The 17,816-nt window shown below is 66.5% G+C and carries 15 protein-coding genes and 2 tRNA genes; 7 read left to right on the forward strand and 10 right to left on the reverse strand.

Annotated features, from left to right (window positions below; all coding sequences use genetic code 11):
• Nucleotides 1-69 precede the first annotated feature (69 nt).
• The 9 genes from RAMLITH_RS02815 to RAMLITH_RS02855 all read right to left on the reverse strand — a co-directional run bounded on the left by RAMLITH_RS02815 (nt 70) and on the right by RAMLITH_RS02855 (nt 9,711).
• The gene (locus RAMLITH_RS02815) at nt 70-1,038 is read right to left on the reverse strand and encodes a TraB/GumN family protein (RefSeq protein ID WP_168105800.1); all 969 of its coding nucleotides are present in this window, start codon (nt 1,036-1,038) and stop codon (nt 70-72) included.
• Nucleotides 1,035-1,400: a hypothetical protein gene (locus tag RAMLITH_RS02820; protein WP_168105801.1), complete on the reverse strand. Its 366-nt coding sequence runs from the start codon at nt 1,398-1,400 to the stop codon at nt 1,035-1,037. The genes RAMLITH_RS02815 and RAMLITH_RS02820 overlap by 4 nt, the downstream gene beginning before the upstream one ends.
• Nucleotides 1,401-1,464: 64 nt before the next feature.
• Nucleotides 1,465-3,642, reverse strand: a complete 2,178-nt coding sequence (locus RAMLITH_RS02825; protein ID WP_168105802.1) for a peptidase domain-containing ABC transporter — start codon at nt 3,640-3,642, stop codon at nt 1,465-1,467.
• Complete coding sequence (locus RAMLITH_RS02830; RefSeq protein WP_168105803.1) at nt 3,642-4,889, reverse strand: beta-barrel domain-containing protein; 1,248 nt, start codon at nt 4,887-4,889, stop codon at nt 3,642-3,644. The genes RAMLITH_RS02825 and RAMLITH_RS02830 overlap by 1 nt, the downstream gene beginning before the upstream one ends.
• Before the next feature lie 355 nt (nt 4,890-5,244).
• A tRNA-Arg gene (locus RAMLITH_RS02835) sits at nt 5,245-5,321 on the reverse strand.
• 93 nt (nt 5,322-5,414) lie between these two features.
• Nucleotides 5,415-5,491 (reverse strand) — tRNA-Pro (locus RAMLITH_RS02840).
• Nucleotides 5,492-5,519: 28 nt separating this feature from the next.
• Nucleotides 5,520-6,944 (reverse strand): benzoyl-CoA 2,3-epoxidase subunit BoxB, encoded by a 1,425-nt coding sequence (gene boxB, locus RAMLITH_RS02845; RefSeq protein WP_168105804.1) that lies wholly within the window; start codon nt 6,942-6,944, stop codon nt 5,520-5,522.
• 167 nt (nt 6,945-7,111) lie between these two features.
• On the reverse strand, nt 7,112-8,803 hold the full coding sequence (boxC, locus tag RAMLITH_RS02850) for a 2,3-epoxybenzoyl-CoA dihydrolase (protein WP_168105805.1): 1,692 nt from the start codon (nt 8,801-8,803) through the stop codon (nt 7,112-7,114).
• Nucleotides 8,800-9,711 carry a helix-turn-helix transcriptional regulator gene (locus tag RAMLITH_RS02855; RefSeq protein WP_168105806.1) on the reverse strand — a complete coding sequence of 304 codons (912 nt, stop codon included), beginning with the start codon at nt 9,709-9,711 and terminating at the stop codon, nt 8,800-8,802. Before RAMLITH_RS02855 ends, boxC begins: the two co-directional genes overlap by 4 nt.
• 96 nt (nt 9,712-9,807) lie before the next feature.
• Here RAMLITH_RS02855 and RAMLITH_RS02860 point away from each other — a divergent pair, with 96 nt between their 5' ends.
• The 7 genes from RAMLITH_RS02860 to RAMLITH_RS02890 all read left to right on the forward strand — a co-directional run bounded on the left by RAMLITH_RS02860 (nt 9,808) and on the right by RAMLITH_RS02890 (nt 16,696).
• Complete coding sequence (locus tag RAMLITH_RS02860; protein ID WP_168105807.1) at nt 9,808-10,278, forward strand: flavodoxin domain-containing protein; 471 nt, start codon at nt 9,808-9,810, stop codon at nt 10,276-10,278.
• Nucleotides 10,279-10,348: 70 nt separating this feature from the next.
• Nucleotides 10,349-11,938: a benzoate-CoA ligase family protein gene (locus RAMLITH_RS02865; protein WP_168105808.1), complete on the forward strand. Its 1,590-nt coding sequence runs from the start codon at nt 10,349-10,351 to the stop codon at nt 11,936-11,938.
• Between the two features lie 106 nt (nt 11,939-12,044).
• Nucleotides 12,045-13,235 (forward strand): ABC transporter substrate-binding protein, encoded by a 1,191-nt coding sequence (locus tag RAMLITH_RS02870; protein ID WP_168105809.1) that lies wholly within the window; start codon nt 12,045-12,047, stop codon nt 13,233-13,235.
• A gap of 113 nt (nt 13,236-13,348) precedes the next feature.
• Complete coding sequence (locus RAMLITH_RS02875) at nt 13,349-14,212, forward strand: branched-chain amino acid ABC transporter permease (RefSeq protein WP_168105810.1); 864 nt, start codon at nt 13,349-13,351, stop codon at nt 14,210-14,212.
• The gene (locus RAMLITH_RS02880; RefSeq protein WP_168105811.1) at nt 14,209-15,231 is read left to right on the forward strand and encodes a branched-chain amino acid ABC transporter permease; all 1,023 of its coding nucleotides are present in this window, start codon (nt 14,209-14,211) and stop codon (nt 15,229-15,231) included. The genes RAMLITH_RS02875 and RAMLITH_RS02880 overlap by 4 nt, the downstream gene beginning before the upstream one ends.
• The gene (locus RAMLITH_RS02885; protein ID WP_168105812.1) at nt 15,228-15,977 is read left to right on the forward strand and encodes an ABC transporter ATP-binding protein; all 750 of its coding nucleotides are present in this window, start codon (nt 15,228-15,230) and stop codon (nt 15,975-15,977) included. The genes RAMLITH_RS02880 and RAMLITH_RS02885 overlap by 4 nt, the downstream gene beginning before the upstream one ends.
• On the forward strand, nt 15,977-16,696 hold the full coding sequence (locus tag RAMLITH_RS02890) for an ABC transporter ATP-binding protein (protein WP_168105813.1): 720 nt from the start codon (nt 15,977-15,979) through the stop codon (nt 16,694-16,696). Before RAMLITH_RS02885 ends, RAMLITH_RS02890 begins: the two co-directional genes overlap by 1 nt.
• Before the next feature lie 340 nt (nt 16,697-17,036).
• Here the strand turns inward: RAMLITH_RS02890 and RAMLITH_RS02895 are convergent, their stop codons facing one another.
• Entirely contained in the window at nt 17,037-17,807 is a 771-nt protein-coding gene (locus RAMLITH_RS02895; RefSeq protein ID WP_168105814.1) for a methyltransferase domain-containing protein, read from the reverse strand.
• Between the last annotated feature and the right edge of the window lie 9 nt (nt 17,808-17,816).

Here is a 17,816-nt window from a genome sequence, read left to right on the forward strand (position 1 = left end):
GTATCGGCGGAGTTCACCAGCAGATCGCCTTAGCAGTGCTATGCGCGTTCGAACGGCGGCACTCGGTGCTCAACCAGGTTTCGAACTGCGTGTCTCGACGCTCTCCGTATAGACGCGGCGAACGATGTACCCGTCCTTGCGCAGCAGGGCCAGCAAGCCCGAGCTTCCCCCGAGGTGACCCGCGCCAACAACATACAGGGGTCGGAAGAACAGGCGCGCGTGCTGTCGAATCCGTTCGATCCAAAGCTGATTTCTTGGCGTGACGGTACAAGCCAGCAAAAGGGACGAAAGGCGATGTTTACCCATGATCGAAACGACCTCATCCGGCTGGCCCCTGGCGACTGCGCGTGGAAGCTCCTCAACCATGTGCGAGCGGAACGCTTGGTCCGACCATGCCGTAAGGGAAAGGTCCAGCAACTCCTCAGTCCTTCCCTCGCTATCGCACTGGTCCCAGATCCGGTCCAGGCCGGCGAGCGTGTCTAGGGAAAGCGTCGGCTTAGTGCGGGCCTCAAGCGCTATGAGTCCGGCCCAGCCGGGCGACCCAGCGGCAAGCTGCATCCGCTGACTATCCCGCCACCCAAGGTATTTTTGCCGAGCAACACCTTCAATGTGCGCGCCAACCCACGGGGGACTCAGACGGTCGACCTTTCTCAAATCCAGTGCAATTCCGCCCTGCCCCTTGGGGCCAGTTTCAACGACTATTCTTTGCCACAGCTGCGGTCGGATTCGTCGACTGATCAACCGACCCTGGCGGTCAATGCCTGTAAAGCGACCGACATCGGCGGGCCGCACTTCAAAGCCAATCGCGTCGCTTTCGCGCAAACGGTAGATAAGCCCATCCGGAAGCTTGGTGACTCCCAGCGGGTTGTGATGCAGTTCGCCTATGAGCGATATGCGGACCAACCCTTTCCTCGCCTCCCATACAGGAATGTGTAATGGCTCTGGTGCCTGCGCCTTGGACTGGGCCTGACCTTCCCCGGCCGCCAGACAAGCCCAGGCAGCCAGGGAACAAAAGACCTTTCGCGCTAGCAAGCTCACGGGGCGTAAATGTCTGAGATCATCCCGTTGGGACTAGTCGATGCCGAGTCCATTACGTATCCTCCAACGATAGAGTACGTGATTCCAGCAGCGACGCCCGACGGTCCGCCGAAGACCAGTGCGCTGTTCACCGTGACGTCTATGACGGCGGTGATGGTGTTCGAGTAGTCTGCGGGTCCCGACCCCGTGCCGAAGCCAGAGTCTGCCGTCCACCCGTAATCCGCGCCGCTATCCCAGGCCCCGCCGCCTCCTGCTGAGCTGCCGTCGTCAACGATGTAAAGGCCGCCCCCGACGGCCAGCAGTTCCTGTGCCGACAGGTCGCGGAACGTTTGTGTAGAGTGCGTTTGAACGTCGGTTCTCATTTCAGTCTCCTAGGTTGGTGCCCTTGCGGGCGGGTGGCCGAAGCGAAGCTTCGCTCCGGATGCTTCATGTCCCTGTGGTGTCATTCGCCGTGCTCGGGTACAGACGCCGGCCCACATCGCCGCTCCTGTGCCCGCCTGCCGGACGCGAGCCGGCGACGCATTCGCCCAGATCGATCACCCGGTTGCATGAACGAACGGTCTCGGGACGATGCGCGACGATGATTCGCGTGAGGCCGAGGCGCGCAACACACGCCGATATCTCGCGCTCCAGCGCGGCGTCCAGGTGGCTGGTCGCCTCGTCCAGGAACAGGACTCGCGGCCGCTTGTAGAGAGCCCGTGCGAGCAAGACCCGTTGCACCTGCCCGCCGGAAAGAGCGTTGCCCATGTCCCCGACCAGCGTGTGATACCCCATCGGCATCTTCAGGATCGTGTCGTGGATGCAAGCAGCCTTGGCGCATGCCGCGAGCCTCGTGTGGTCCGGAACCGCGTCGAAGAAGGTGATGTTGTCGGCAAGGGAGCCAGCGAACAGCCGATCCGACTGCATGACGGTGCCGACCAGCTCGCGATAACGCCGCAATCCGAGGCGTGCCAATGGGATACCGCCGATCAACACTTCCCCTTCCTCGGGTTCGAGGAGGCCGAGCATGAGCTTGATCAGGGTCGTCTTGCCGCACCCGGACGGGCCCGCCAGGGCGACCGAGTCACCGCTGTCAATGGTCAGACTGAGCCCGTCGATGATCCAGGGTTCACCTTCCGAATACCGGAAGCGAACGTTGCGAAGCTCGATACTTGCCTCGATCTGCTGGTCGCCGGCCATTTCGAAGGACTGGTCCGCTTCCGGCGGGGTCAACACGATGTCGGACAGGCGTTCCGTGTGGATCCGCAGCATCGCAAATTCGATCGCACGGTCGATCAGGCTGCAAACCCGCGTCGTGAACTGGTCCTTGTACGAAACGAATGCCACCAGCATGCCTACGGTGAGTGCGCCACCCAGGACGGAACGGCTTCCGAGCCATAGCACGAACGCACCTTCGGCGGCGACCAGCAGACCATTCACCGCCTGGAAGGCCAGCGTAAGTCGCTGCACTGCCACGCCAGTGTTCGCGACGTCGACGGAGAGCTTCACGTACCGCGCCTTGCGGTCTGGCTGACGGTTGAACAGCTTGATGGTCTCGATGCCATGAATCGTTTCCATCAGTCTTGTCTGCAGCTTCGCCATCCGGACGATCTGTCCTTCGGAGACGCTGCGCAGGGCCTCGTAACGCAGGGTTCGAAGCAGTGCGTACAGCATCACTGCCACGACGACGATGGCTGCCAGCGCGACGTCATAGAGGAACATCATTGCGAGGGTCGCAGTGGCCAGCAGGCCGTCGAGCACGGCGCTCACGAAGCCGGTGGTGACCGTCTGCTGGATGACCGAGGTTGCGCCGAACCTCGAAAGCACGTCGCCCATGTGCCGCTTCTCGAAATACGAGACCGGCAACCGCAGCAGATGGTCCATGGTATTCGCGCTCCACTGCAGGTTGAGCGTGGTGCTGAGGTGCACGATGACCCACGATCGAACGGCACCGACGGCCACTCGAACGACTCCAAGCAGGAGGAGCGCGAGGGCAATCACCGTCAGCAGATCGCCGTCTCCCGACACGAGCGCGTCGTCGATGATCCATTGCGTGAGCCAGGGCCCGGCGAGCGTGAACGCTTCGAGCACGAGGGCGAGCATCAGGATCTGGAGGAGCGAGCGCTTGAGCCCATGGATCTTCCCGATGGTGGCGCGCAACGACAGGCGCGGTTTCAGCCTGCGTTTCCTGAACGGGAGTGACGGCGCCAGTTCGAATGCAACCCCGGTGAATCCCTTCGAAACGTCTTCAAGCGTCAGTCGCCGCGGTCCAACCGCCGGATCATGAATGTGAACGTGACGCGGAGTGACCCGCTTCAGCACGACGAAATGGTTGAACTCCCAATGAAGGATGGCTGGTGTCGCGAGGTCCTTGAGCCGATCGAGCTCCACGCGCAGCGCACGGCACGCAAGATCGACGCGCCCGGCGGCCTCCACGAGTTGCGCCGCGTTCATGCCCCGCAGCGACAGCGAGAACTTCCGGCGAAGGTCGGAGAGGTCGGTGTGGTGGCCGAAGAATCCCAGCACCATCGCAAGGCAGGCCAAGCCGCACTCGGCAGCTTCGGTCTGCAGGATGCTTGGAAGCACCCTGCCCCATCCAAACTCGAGACGGTCCGTGACCAGCATCACAACCGCCCGGAGACGCTGAAGAGCGGCTCCATGATCCACTCGATGAGTGAACGCCGGCCGAGCCAGATATCGGCGTTGACTTGCATGCCTGACCGAAGGGGTTCTTGTTGGCCGTACGCCGTCACGTAGTCATGTTCGGGCATGACGACCACGACGTAATACGGCTCCGGCAATGGAGCGGGCCACGGCAGTTCCTGCGCAGAAATGGCGGTCCGCGACACCCTGACCACTCGCCCCTGGTGACTTCCGAACTTCTGGTACGGGAATGCCTGGTACTGCAATCTCGCGACATTGCCGCCCCTGACGAATGCGATCGCGCGACTCGGCACGTACAGTTCCGCCTGCAGCCGCGCCGTCGCCGGTATGAGGCTCATCAGCGGCTGCACCGGCGCGGCCTGCTTTCCCAAGGTAGCCTGGATCGCCGTGACCGTGCCATCCTGCGGCGCCAGGATCAACTCCTCCCGACGTGCCTCGTTTTCGAAGGAGCTTGCGGCGATTTCCGAGGCCAGTCGCTCGAGAGCGGCCATGGCGCTTCGAGCCTTGAGTGGCAGGTTCTTCAGCTCGGAGGCCACGCTTGCCGCCTCGCGCTCGGCGGCGTTGCGCGACCGCTGCAGATCGTGCAGACGGCTTTCCTGGTCGAGCAGCTCGGCGCGCTTGTCCTGCACCGCCAGTTCGGAGACATACTTGTCCTCCAGCAACCGCGCGCTTCGCTCCAGCGACAGGAAAGAAAGTTTCACGCGCTGTTCCTGCGTCTGGATCGCGCTCGCCGCGCGGCGCAGGTCATCCTGCAGTCGGTCGAGTCGATCCTTCGCGGCCCGCGCCTGCTCGTCGTACATCTGCTGCGTCTTCGCGATTTCTTCATGGATGCTGTTGCGGCGCACCTCCAGCTGCGTCGCGATCGCGACCTGTGTGTCGCCGCGCGACGTGGTCCGCTCCGTGGAAACGGTCGCAAGAACTTCTCCGCGACGGACGGCTTGCCCGTCCTGCACGTGCAGAGCCGTGACGGTTCCTGCTTGCCGGCTGAAGACTTTGACGAGCCCCTGGTCTGGCGCCAGATAGCCCGATACCCTGGCCTTCTTCGTGTACTCGCCCCACACCAGAAACGAGATGCCGATGGCCGCGCATCCGACGAAGAACCAGGTCAACAGCGCGAACGAGAGAGGCCGGGCAAGGACGATCTCGCCCAGCCACGTGTCGCGCTGGTGTTCCAGTGCCTCGCTGCGGAAGAGTGGGAGCACGGTCACGTCGGCCCTCGCCATTCGAGCCAACCGACACGCCTGACCTGGGATAGCGCCATCATGGCCTCCCATGTATGAGTTCTATAGAACTAATTCTTGCGCGAAAACATAGTTCCTTGGTACGCTTCTTTATGTGGGGGTAAACGATCTTGCAACGGCCTGAAGGCAGTGGTAACCGGTTTCGTCACCGGCATCGCTCCGACGGACGTCGCTTCGCCCGGGAGCAGTTCGACTGGGAGAGATCGCCAGCCAGTGCGCGACGCGACGGAAGGCGCGGCGAGGGCCGGGTGTCCTGCGAATCATCGCTTGCTGTCGACGCTCAGGAGCACGAACACCGGACGAGGTGCAGGGGTGCGTGACCTGGCCTGCCCGGAGGGAATCGAACCCCCGACCCACAGCTTAGAAGGCTGTTGCTCTATCCAACTGAGCTACGGGCAGAAACGCGAATTATCGCTGGCCGCGCGCAAGGGACGGCGCCGCGCGGCGGGCGCCGGCGCAAAGAAAAAGCCCCTGGATGACCAGAGGCCTCGTTGGTCGGAGCGATAGGATTCGAACCTACGACCCTCTGGTCCCAAACCAGATGCGCTACCAGACTGCGCTACGCTCCGAAGCCGCCATTCTACCGGCGGGGCCGCATCAGAGCTTCACGTACTCGTATTCCACCGGATTGGCGTTGATGCCGCGGTCCGGCGGCGCGATCCACGCGGCCATCTTTCCGGGTTCCACGACCCGCTGCATCAGGCTCTTGACGTAGGCGCGATCGGCCTCGCTGGGCAGCCATTCGTCCTTGCGCGCGTCGAACTCGGCCTGGCCGACCGGCTGGCCTTCCGGCGTCGTCGCGATGCCGGCCCAGGCCCCCACGTTGCGGCGGAACCGGGTGGACGGCAGCTTCAGTTCGAAATTGACCCCGGCGCGCTTGATCGCCATGTTCCAGCGCGTGACGCCGACGTTGCAGTCCTTCACGTATTCCAGCCGGGTGATCTCGTTCATGCCGTTGCGCGTCGAGATCGTCTCGTTCTTCAGCCCGCCGCGGCCGTCGGGCACCTGGATCGTCATCTCGGAGTCGGCTTCGACGTGGTCGGCGAACTTGGCCTCGTCGGGGCGGCCCTTGATGCCGTTGCTGAAGTAATTGGCGGCGTTCGAGGACGCTTCCGAGCCGAACAGGTCCAGCGAGCTCGTGAACCAGAAGTTCAGGAAGCGCTGGATCGTCGGCAGGTCGACCACGCCGGCGCGGCGCAGCGCCGTCACGTCGTCGGTGTCCAGTTCCTTCATCACTTCCAGCGTGCGCTTGATGACGCGGCCCACGCCGGTTTCGCCGACGAACATGTGGTGCGCTTCCTCCGTCAGCATGAAGCGCGTGGTGCGCGCCAGCGGATCGAACGCCGATTCCGCCAGCGACTTGAGCTGGAACTTGCCGTCGCGGTCGGTGAAGTACGTGAACATGTAGAACGACAGCCAGTTGTCCATCGGCTCGTTGAACGTGCCCAGGATGCGCGGCTTGTCCGGGTCGCCGCTGTGGCGCTCCAGCAGTTCCTCGGCTTCCTCGCGGCCGTCGCGGCCAAAGTACGCGTGCAGCAGGTACACCATCGCCCACAGGTGGCGGCCCTCCTCCACGTTCACCTGGAACAGGTTGCGCAGATCGTAGAGCGACGGCGCCGTGTGCCCCAGCAGCCGCTGCTGCTCCACCGACGCCGGCTCGGTGTCGCCCTGCGTCACGATCAGGCGCCGGAAGGTGGAGCGGAACTCGCCGGGCACGTCCTGCCACACGTCCTGGCCCATGAAGTCGCCGAAACCGATCTTGCGGCCCTCTTCCCTGTCGGCGAGGAAGATGCCCCAGCGGTAGTCGGGCATGGAGGTGTAGCCGTAGCTGGCCCAGCCCTGGGCGTCGACGCCGACGGCGGTGCGCAAGTACACCTCCTTGGCGTTGAAATCGCTGGGCCCCATCTCGTCCCACCATTTCAGGAAGGCCGGCTGCCAGTGCTCCAGCGCGCGCTGCAGCTGGCGGTTGTCGCCGAGGTTGACGTTGTTGGGAATCAGTGCCTGCAGGTCGATGGTGCTCATGGTGTCCTTGGTGTCTCTCTCGTGTTCATCTAAACAGGACTCCCGTACGCAGAAGCCGCAGAAGTTGCGCAGAAGCCGCGGAAGGACTCCAGGTTTCAAACCTGAATCCGGTTTCCTTTTGCGGCTCTGCGTACCCTTCGGGTCCTCTGCGTCCGGATGTCCGCTCCCTAGATCCGCTTCCAGTCGAACTTCGCCTTCTTGCCGGTGCCGAACAGCTTGAGGGCGCCGTCCTCGCCGACCGCGTTGGGCCGGATGAAGATCCAGTTCTGCCAGGCCGACAGGCGCCCGAACACGCGGGTGGCCATGGTTTCCCTGCCGGGGAAGCGCAGCGACGCTTCCATGCCGGTCAGGGCGTCGGGCGACAGCGAGGCGCGCTCCTCCAGCATGATCCGGATCTCGTCGTCCCAGTCGATGTCGTCGGGCGTCAGCGTCACCAGGCCGAGGGCGAGCGCCTGGTCGGCGCGCAGCGCGCTGCCTTGCACCGCACGCAACTGGTCGATGACCTGGTGGTCCTCGTTGAAGCGGGTCTGCAGCCGGGTCAGGTCGTTCACTTCCGGATAGCGGCCAAAGTTCGCGGCGGACAGCGTCAGCGCCGGCGCCACGTCGGGCGAATCCGGCAGGTCCAGCATGTAGATCCGGTCGCAGGCCAGCGCCAGTTCGTAGAAGGTGCCGGCAAAGCACGAGCCCTGGTCGACCAGCGCGATCAGCGAGCGGCTGGTGACGTCCAGGCGGGCGAGCGTGCGGCGCAGGGCGCCAGTGGTCTCACGCACCGGCCAGTGGTCCTTCAACTGCTCCAGCACGGCGTCGGCCTGCAGCACCAGCTGCGCGTCGCCGCGGGTCCGGATCACCCAGGTGCCGATCTCCAGCTCGTTGGTGCGCAGGTTCAGGATCAGGTCGTCCAGTTCGCGCGCGAGCTGCAACGGCCACCAGCGCGCGCCCGCAGCGACGATCGCGTCGGGACTGGCTTCGATGGGCGCGGCCGGCGCGTTCACGGTGATGTTCGCGATGCGGCGCGCACGGTCGATCTGCGCATCCACCGTGCCGTAGTGGTACCCGGAGTCGTCGATCGTGGCGGCGAGCGGCGGCAGTTCGACGCCCTCCACCGCGCCCGCCCGCGTCGACTGGCGGCGCAGCGCCTCGATCTCGGCGTCCACCAGTTCGCCGAACTTCTGCGGCTTGGCGTGGGCGTCGATCAGTTTCCAGTCGCGCGCGCGGTCGGCGCGCACGCCTTCGCTGGTGGTGCAGAAGATGTCGGCCAGGTCGCGCCGAACCTTGCGCTTGTCGGTCACGCGCGTCAGGCCGCCGGTGCCGGGCAGCACGCCAAGCAGCGGCACTTCGGGCAGGCTCACCGTGGAGGAACGGTCGTCGACCATCACGATGCGGTCGCAGGCCAGCGCCAGCTCGTAGCCGCCGCCGGCGCAGGCGCCGGTCACGGCCGCCAGCGACTTCAGGCCGTCGTGCAGCGACGAATCCTCCAGGCCGTTGCGCGTCTCGTTGGTGAACTTGCAGAAGTTCACCTTCCAGGCGTGGGTCGAGAGGCCCAGCATGTAGATGTTGGCGCCGGAGCACCAGATCTTTTCCTTGGCGCTTTCGAACACCACCACCTTGACGGCCGGGTGCTCGAAGCGGATGCGGTTGATCGCGTCGTGCAGCTCGATGTCCACGCCCAGGTCGTAGCTGTTCAACTTGAGCTTGTAGCCCGGCTTGATGCCGCCGTCCTCGTCGATGTCGAGCTTGAGCCGCGCGACGTCGCCCTCCACGGCCAGCGTCCAGTGCCGGTACTTCGACGGGTGGGTCGCGAAGCTCACGAGCTCGCGGTCGCCCTGCTTGAACAGCAGCGGCTCGGTCATGGCATTCATGGGGTCCTCTCCTGGGTGGGGACCGCGGGCACGGCGCGCTCGAGGTCCTTGAGTGATTGCTTGACGCTGCGCGCGGCGGTGTCGACCACCGCGTCGGCGCGCGCATACAGCGCTTCGCGGCTGGCGAGGATGCGTCGGATGTCCTCCATCGCCTCGCCCATCGCGCCGTGGCCGGGTTCCGCGTTGCCATGGAACGGCCGCATGTCGCCCTGGGCGACGACGCGGCTCATGTGCTCCTCCGGGTTGGCCTTGAGCCAGACGCAATAGAAGCGGCTTTGCAGCAGGTCGAAGGTCTCGCGCTCGCTCACGATGCTGCCGCCGGTCGTCATGACCACGCCGTCGGCATGCTGCTCGGCGATGTGCAGCAGCGCACGGCGCTCGTAACGGCGGTAGCCGGCCTGCCCGTGAAGCAGCAGGATCTCGTTCATGCTGGTGCCGGCCTCGCGCTCGATCTGGCGGTCCAGTTCGACGAAGGGTACGCCGCGCTCGGCCGCCAGTTGCGACCCGAGCGTGGACTTGCCCGCGCCGCGCAGCCCGATCAGGGCGATCCGGCGCTCGCGGCCCAGCGTGTCGCCGAGCCCGAAGTGGCCCGACAGCAGCGCGTACGCCTGCTCCAGCTGGCCGTCGTCGAGCCGGGCGGCGAGGTCGTGCAGCCTGGCCAGCGCGGGACGCGGCGCGTCCTGCAGCAGCTCCAGCACCGTGATGTTGAGTGCGCGCGCCGCGGCTTCCAGCGAGTTGATCGAGACGTTGCCCTTGCCGCCTTCGACGTCGGCCAGGAAACGCTCGGACAGGCCCGAATCGGCGGCCAGCTGCTTGCGTGTCATGCCCCGCCGCGCCCGCCACGCCCGCACGCGGATCCCCAGCTCGGCCATCGTGGCGCGGGCGTCGTGGTCGGTGTCTGTCGTCATGGCGGAGTTATTTGAAGGAAGTTTGCGCTAGATCAAAATGGCAGTATACTTCCTTAAATCGCAGTGTCAAGCACTTTATTGCATACGGAGAACCTGATGAAATTGATCATCCTTGTCGGCACCATGACCAGCACGGCCGACTATGTTGCCCAGGCGATCCAGATGGATTGCGGCGACCTGGCGGACGAGATCGAGGTGCGGCTCATGGATGGGCTGGATATCACGGTGTTCGACGAAGATGCGCTATATCTCATCTGCACTTCCACTTACGGCTCGGGCGATGTGCCAGACAACGCCCGGCAGCTGTACGACTCGCTTGACAGCAATCCCAAGTTCCTGGGCCACGTGCGCTACGGCGTCATCGCCCTGGGCGACCGCACCTACCTCAATACCTTCGCGTTCGGCGGCAAGAAGTTCGACGAGCGCCTGCAGGGCCTGGGCGCCCAGCGCATCGGCGAAGTCTGGTGCCACGATGCCAGCGCCGGTACGATGCCCGAAGAGCTGGGCACCGCGTGGTGCCGCCAGTGGCTGGCACAGGCGCTGGCCACCGCCTCCGACACCGCCTGAGCGGGCCACGCACCCCTTCGGGGCCTGAGTGGCGGCGCAGGACCCGGCAGCAAGAACACAGGAGACAGACATGCACCTCAGCCGCGCCGACCACACCAGCAGCCCGCCGCTGGTCGAGATTCCCCGTGACTACAACGCCGCCCACGACCTGATCGCGCGCAACGCGGCGCGCAGCGGCAAGGTGGCCTTCGTCGATGCCGCGAGCGGCGCGACGCTGACCTACGGCCACCTTGCGGACCAGGCGCACCGCTTCGCCAACACGCTGCGCTCGCGCGGTTTCGCGCCGGAAACGCGCGTCATGATCGCGATGCACGACACGCTGGAATGGCCCGTCGTGTTCCTCGGGTGCATCCTGGCCGGCGTGGTGCCGGTGGCGGCCAACACGCTGCTCACCACGAAGGACTTCGACTTCATGCTGCGCGATTCGCGCGCGCGGGCCCTCTTCGTGTCCAGGGCCCTGCTGCCGACGATCGAGCCGCTGGTCGGGACCATCTCGTCGCTGGAGACGGTGGTGGTCGCCGGCGAGAGCGGCGACAAGTCGGTCGCCGGATGGATCGCCGCCGGCGCGGCCACTCCCGCCGTGGCATCGACCTGCTCCGACGAAGCCTGCTTCTGGCTCTACTCCAGCGGTTCGACCGGCGCGCCCAAGGGCACGGTGCACCTGCACAGCCACCTGATCCAGACCGCCGAACTCTATGGCCGCGCGGTCCTCGGCATCCGCGAGAACGACGTGGTGTTTTCCGCGGCCAAGCTGTTCTTCGCCTACGGACTGGGCAACGGCCTCACCTTTCCGATGAGCGTCGGCGCGACGGCCGTCCTGCTGCCGGCGCGGCCCACGCCCGCCGACGTGTTCGGCGTGCTCAGGAAGTTCCAGCCCACGATCTTCTACGGTGTCCCGACGCTGTTCGCCGCGCTGGTCGCCGACCCCGCGCGGCCCAAGCGCGAGGAGCTGAACCTGCGCGTGTGCACGAGCGCCGGCGAAGCGCTGCCGGCGGAGATCGGCAAGCGCTGGACCGCGCAATACGGCTGCGAGATCCTGGACGGCATCGGCTCGACCGAGATGCTGCACATCTTCCTGTCGAACCGGGCCGGCGAGGTGCGCTACGGCACGACCGGCAAGGCCGTTCCGGGATACGAGCTGCGCATCATCGGCGACGACGGGCGCGAATGCGGGCCCGGCGAGATCGGCGAACTGCAGATCTGCGGACCGAGCGCGGCCATCATGTACTGGAACAACCGGGCCAAGACCAAGGCCACCTTCGCCGGCGAGTGGACACGCAGCGGCGACAAGTACACGCGCGACGACGACGGCTACTACACGTACGGCGGCCGCAGCGACGACATGCTCAAGGTCGGCGGCATCTACGTCTCGCCGTTCGAGGTGGAGGCCTGCCTGATGACGCACGCGGCCGTGCTGGAAGCGGCGGTGATCGGCGCCGCCGACACCGACGAACTGGTCAAGCCCAAGGCCTACGTCGTGCTCAAGCCGGGCCAGGCCGCCAGCGCCGAGGACCTGCAGATGCACGTCAAGAGCCAGCTCGCGCCCTACAAGTACCCGCGCTGGATCCAGTTCGTCCCCGAGCTGCCCAAGACCGCCACCGGCAAGATCCAGCGCTTCAAGCTGCGCAGCGCGGCCGGCGAGGGCCGGGCGCGGGACTGAAGCCGCTCGCGAGCGGCGCCGCGCGCCGAGCGCCCATGCGGGAAACCCATGGTGCTCGCCGCCCGCGGCCGCCCCCACAATCAGCGTGTACAAAAAAGGAGACTCCATGACCACCCGTCGCCTCGTCCTCTCCCGCAGCGCCGCGATCGTCGGCGCCGCTTCCACCGGCTTGCTGCTGCCGCAGATCGTGCGCGCGCAGTCGAACCGGATCCGCGTCGGCTTCATGCTGCCGTATACCGGCACGTACGCGGCGCTCGGGGTCGCGATCGAGAACGGCGTGCGCATGGCGATCAGCGAGAAGGGCGGCAAGCTGGGCGGCCGCGAGATCGAATGGTTCAAGGTCGACGACGAGTCCGAGCCGGCCAAGGGCGTCGAGAACGCCAACCGCCTGGTGCAGCGCGACAAGGTCGACGTCCTGATCGGGACCGTGCACTCGGGCGTGCAGATGGGCATCCAGCGCGTGGCGCGCGAGTCCGGCGTGCTGAGCATCATTCCCAACGCCGGCGCGCACGCGGCCACGCGCGCCCTGTGCGCGCCCAACGTGTTCCGCACCTCGTTCACCAACAGCCAGCCGACGCTGGCCCTGGGCAAGCCGATGGTCGACAAGGGCATCAAGCGCGCGGTGTGGATCACGCACAAGTACGCCGCCGGCGACGAGGCGTTCGAGGGCTTCCGCGACAGCTTCACCAAGGCGGGCGGCACGGTGGTCAAGGAACTGGGCCTGCCCTTCCCGCAGGTCGAGTTCCAGGCGCTGCTGACCGAGATCGCATCGATCAAGCCCGATGCGGTGGCCTGCTTCTTCGCCGGCGGCGCGGCCGCGAAGTTCATGCGCGACTACGCCGCCGCCGGCCTGAAGGACCGCATCCCGCTGTGGGGATCGGGCTTCCTGACCGAAGGCGTCATCGACGCCGCCGGCGCCGCCGCCGACGGCGTGATGACGACGCTGCACTACAGCGACTCGCTGGACACGCCGCGCAACAAGCAGTTCCGCACCGCCTATGCCACCAACTTCAAGCTGCAGCCCGACGTGTACGCGGTGCAGGGCTACGACGCCGGCCAGCTGCTGGTGCAGGGCATCGCCGCCGTCAAGGGCGACATCGGCGCCAAGCAGGCGTTGTACAAGGCACTGGAATCCACGGTCATCGACAGCCCGCGCGGCAAGTGGACGATGAGCAAGGCGCACAACCCGGTGCAGGACATCTACCTGCGCCGCGTCGAGAACAAGGAAAACAAGGTGATCGGCGTCGCCGCCAAGGCCCTCGCCGATTCGGGCGCCGGCTGCAAGATGGGCGCCTGAAGGCCGGGGCGTCCGCCCCGGCCGAGGGACTAGGGGCCAGGGATGAGGGACTAGGGCGAGCACTCCGTCGTCCCCTAGCCCCTAGCCCTGGCCCCTAGCCCCTTTTTCCACACATGGATCTCGCCAACTTTCTCATCCAGCTTCTCAACAGCGTGCAGTACGGCCTGCTGTTGTTCATGCTGGCCGCCGGCCTCACGCTGATCTTCGGCATCATGGGCGTGGTCAACCTCGCCCACGGCAGCTTCTACATGCTCGGCGCCTACCTGGCGTGGTCGCTCGCGGCCATGACCGGCAGTTTCGCCCTGGCCCTGGTCGGCGGCACCGTGATCGCGGTGCTGTTCGGGCTGCTGCTCGAACGGGTGCTGTTCCGGCACTTCTATCACCGCGACCACCTGGACCAGGTGCTGCTCACGTTCGGGCTGATCTACATCTTCGAGGAGTCGCGCTCCATCCTGTGGGGCGACGATGTGCACGGCGTGAAGGTGCCCGAGCTGCTGTCGGCGTCGGTGCCGCTGACCGAAACCATGTCCTATCCGGTCTACCGCCTGTTCATCTCAGGCGTGTGCGTTGCGCTGGCGCTCGGGCTGTACCTGCTCATCTCGCGCACGCGCCTGGGCATGAAGATCCGCGCCGGCGCCTTCAACCGCGACATGACCGAGGCGCTGGGCGTCAACATCAAGCTGATCCACGCCGTGGTGTTCGCGATCGGCGTCGCCCTCGCCACCGTGGCCGGGATGATCGCCTCGCCCATTTCCAGCGTGTACCCGAACATGGGCTCGCAGGTACTGATCATGTGCTTCGTCGTCGTGGTGATCGGCGGCATCGGGTCGGTGCGCGGGGCCATGATCTCGGCGTTGCTGGTCGGACTGGTCGACACCTTCGGCAAGGTGCTGCTGCCGCAGGTGGCCGGCATGCTGGTGTACATGCTGATGGCCGCCGTCCTGCTCTGGAAACCCGAGGGGCTGTTCAAGCAATGAGCGCGGCCAAGGCAAACCTCGAGGCGCTGCCGCGCACGCTGCAGGCCGTGCTCGCCCTCGCCTTCCTGGCGCTGGCGCTCTTTCCGGCGATCGGCACCGACTTCTACGTGCAGTCGGTGGCGCGGATGATGATCCTGGCGATCTTCGCCATGAGCCTGGACCTGTTGCTGGGCGTGACCGGTCTGGTGTCGCTGGGGCACGCCGCGTTCTTCGGGCTGGCCGGCTACGCGCTGGCCTTCCTCACGCCGGCCGGCGAACCGGCGAGCCTGTGGTGGACGCTGCCGGCGGCCGTCGCGGCGTCGGCGCTGGCGGCCCTGGTGATCGGCTTCTTCGTCGTGCGCACCCACGGCATCTACTTCATCATGGTGACGATGGCGTTCGCCCAGATGGTGTACTACGTCTTCTTCGACAACAAGGCGCTGGGCGGCTCGGACGGGATCTACGTCAACTTCAAGCCGGACGCGGGCTTCTTCGACCTGGACAACAAGCTCGTCTTCTACTACTTCACGCTGGCCATGCTGCTGCTGGTGTACGCGTTCCTGCGGCGGCTGCTGTGGAGCCCGTTCGGACGCGTGCTCGCGGGCATCCGCGTCAACGAGCACCGGATGCGGGCCATGGGCTACGGCACCTTCGGCTACAAGCTCGCGGCCTTCACCCTGGCCGGGGGGCTGGCCGGCCTGGCCGGTTATCTCTTCGCGGCGCAGGGCGGCTACGTCAATCCCGAGCTGATGGGATTCCACACCAGCGCGCACGCGATCATGATGGTGATCCTCGGCGGCATGGGCAACTTCGCCGGCGCGATCGTGGGCGCCTTCGCATTCGAGTACCTGCTGCACTGGTTCAAGGATCTGCCGACGGTGGGTGCCTTCAACCTCGGCAAGCACTGGCAGCTGTGGATGGGACTGTTCATCGTGCTCGTGGTGGTGTTCGCCCGCGGCGGCCTGCTCGGGGCCATCGAGCGGCTGTCGCGGCGCAAGGAGCGTCCGGCCGCCGCCGCCGAAGAGGAGCGCGCCGCATGAACGAAGTGCTGCTGGCGGCACGCAACATCACCAAGCGCTTCGGCGGGCTGTCGGCCGTGAGCGACGTGTCGCTGGACCTGTGGCAGGGCGCGATCCACGCCGTGATCGGTCCCAATGGCGCCGGCAAGTCGACGCTCACCCACCTGCTGTCCGGCGACCTCGCGCCCACGACCGGCACCGTCACGCTGGCCGGCCAGGACGTCACTGGCTGGCGTCCCGAGCGCATTTCGCGCGCCGGGCTGGGGCGCAGCTACCAGAAGACCAACATCTTCCTGCCGTTCACCGTGTGGGAGAACGTGCGGCTCGCGGCGCAGTCGCGGCACCAGCGCGCCGCGCGCTGGCTCAGCCGCGCCGGCGCCTTCGCCGACACGAACGAGCGCGCGGCACGCGCGCTGGAACTCGCCGCCTTGCAGCACCGGCGCGACGCGGTGGCCGGCACCATGAGCCATGGCGAGCAGCGCCAGCTCGAGATCGCGATGAGCCTGGCCACCGCCCCGCGGGTGCTGCTGCTGGACGAGCCACTTGCCGGCATGGGCACGTCGGAGGCCGAGCGCATGGTGGAACTGCTGCTGCGGCTGAAGGCGGAGCACGCCATGATGCTGGTGGAGCACGACATGGATGCGGTGTTCGCCCTCGCCGACCGGCTCACCGTGATGCTGAACGGCCAGGTGATCGCCAGCGGCGAACCGGCGCAGGTGCGCGCCGATCCCACGGTGCAGACCGCGTACCTCGGGGAGGAGCACTGATGTCCGACCTGCTGATCGACGCCGGCGGGCTGCACACCTACTACGGCGCCAGCCACATCCTGCGCGGCGTCGACTTCACGGTCGCGCGCGGTGAGACCATCGGGCTCATGGGCCGCAACGGCATGGGCAAGACGACGCTGCTCAAGACGCTGATGGGACTGGTGCCGCCACGGGCCGGCAGCGTGCGCGTCATCGGGCGCGACATGACGGGCCGGCCGCCGTACGAGATCGCGCAGCTGGGCGTCGCCTACGTGCCCGAAGGGCGCGGGATCTTCGGCAACCTGAGCGTGGTCGAGAACCTCAAGATGGCGGCGCGCCCGGGCCGGCGCGGCAGCCGCGCCGACGACTGGACCTACGAGCGGGTGCTGGAGACCTTCCCGCGGCTGAAGGAGCGCCTGGGACACGGCGGCCAGCAACTGTCGGGCGGGGAGCAGCAGATGCTCACGATCGGCCGCGCGCTGATGACCAATCCCGACGTCCTGATCCTGGACGAAGCGACGGAAGGCCTCGCGCCGCTGATCGCGCGCGAGATCTGGCGCATCTGCGAGCTGATCCGCGCGAGCGGCATCTCCAGCGTCATCGTCGACAAGAACTGGAAGCACCTGACGCAGATCACCGACCGCAACGTCATCCTGGTCAAGGGCCAGGTGGTGTTCGCCGGCACGTCGGACGAACTGCGCGCACAGCCGCGCCTGCTGGAGCAGCACCTGGGCGTGTGAGAGCGGTCTGCGGCCAGGGCCCGGGCCCGGCCGCCGCTCGCGCGGCCTGGGCGCGGGCCCATGCCGGCTAGTGCCCTGTCCCACAAATATCTGTACTCTCGTTCGGATGGATGCGGGGATGATCGGTGGTTGGCCAGAGCGGGTCCAGACTGGACGTCTGGACCCGCTCTGGACGGCCGCCGAGCGCCCCGCAGGCGCCGAACCCTTCGGGCTGGCTCGTAGCGGGCCGCATGCCGCGTTACGGTCACCGGCCCAATACGTCAAGTATTGGCCGGCGCCCGCGCCTTGCCTGCGGCCCGCTACGAACCAGCGAGAGCACAGATATTTGTGGGACAGGACACTAGGGCCTGTCCGCGCGCAGCGACACGCTCTTCACGCCGAACTTCTTCGTCGCGCCCTGCGCATTGGCGGAGAGGAAGCGGTACTGCTCGTTCACCTGCTCGGCCGCAATGCGCAGACCCGCCGACTCGATCGCGTCCTCGTACCGGGCGAGCTGCCACGCGCCGCCGATGCACGCGGCCCACAAGGTCGTGTTGCAGGTGATGGTGTCCGGCAGCGCGGCATCGGTCACGATGTCGGCGATCGCCATCTTGCCGCCGGGCCGCAGCAGACGCGCCACTTCCCGGAACACCTGCGGCTTGTCGACCGCGAGGTTGATCACGCCGTTGCTGATCACGACGTCGAAGCTGCCCGACTCGAACGGCGCCGCGTCGATGTAGCCCTTGACGTACGTGATGTTGCGCACGCCGTGCCGCTGGCGCAGCATCTCGGCCTTGGCCCGTTGCGAATCGGTCATGTCCAGTCCGATCACCGTTCCCGAGGGGCCGACCAGCAGGCTCGCGACGAACGTGTCCATCCCGGAGCCGCTGCCGAGGTCGAGGACGCGCGCGCCCTCGACGTCGTCGAGCAGATGGAAGTAGTAGCCGACGCCGGCAAAGGAGTCGATCGATTCGGCCGGGACCCGGTCGAGGTCCGCAGCGCGGTAACCGAGGCGCGACGCGAGGCCGCGTCCCATCTCGAAGTGGAAGTCGCCGTGGGGGTTTTCGGCGACGTCGCGGTACATGGCCTGCACCTTGCCTTCCAGCTCGGCGCGGTCGACCTGCGCGCTCATGGCTGGCCT

The organism is Ramlibacter lithotrophicus (genome assembly GCF_012184415.1).
In the GTDB taxonomy this organism is placed as follows: domain Bacteria; phylum Pseudomonadota; class Gammaproteobacteria; order Burkholderiales; family Burkholderiaceae_C; genus Ramlibacter; species Ramlibacter lithotrophicus.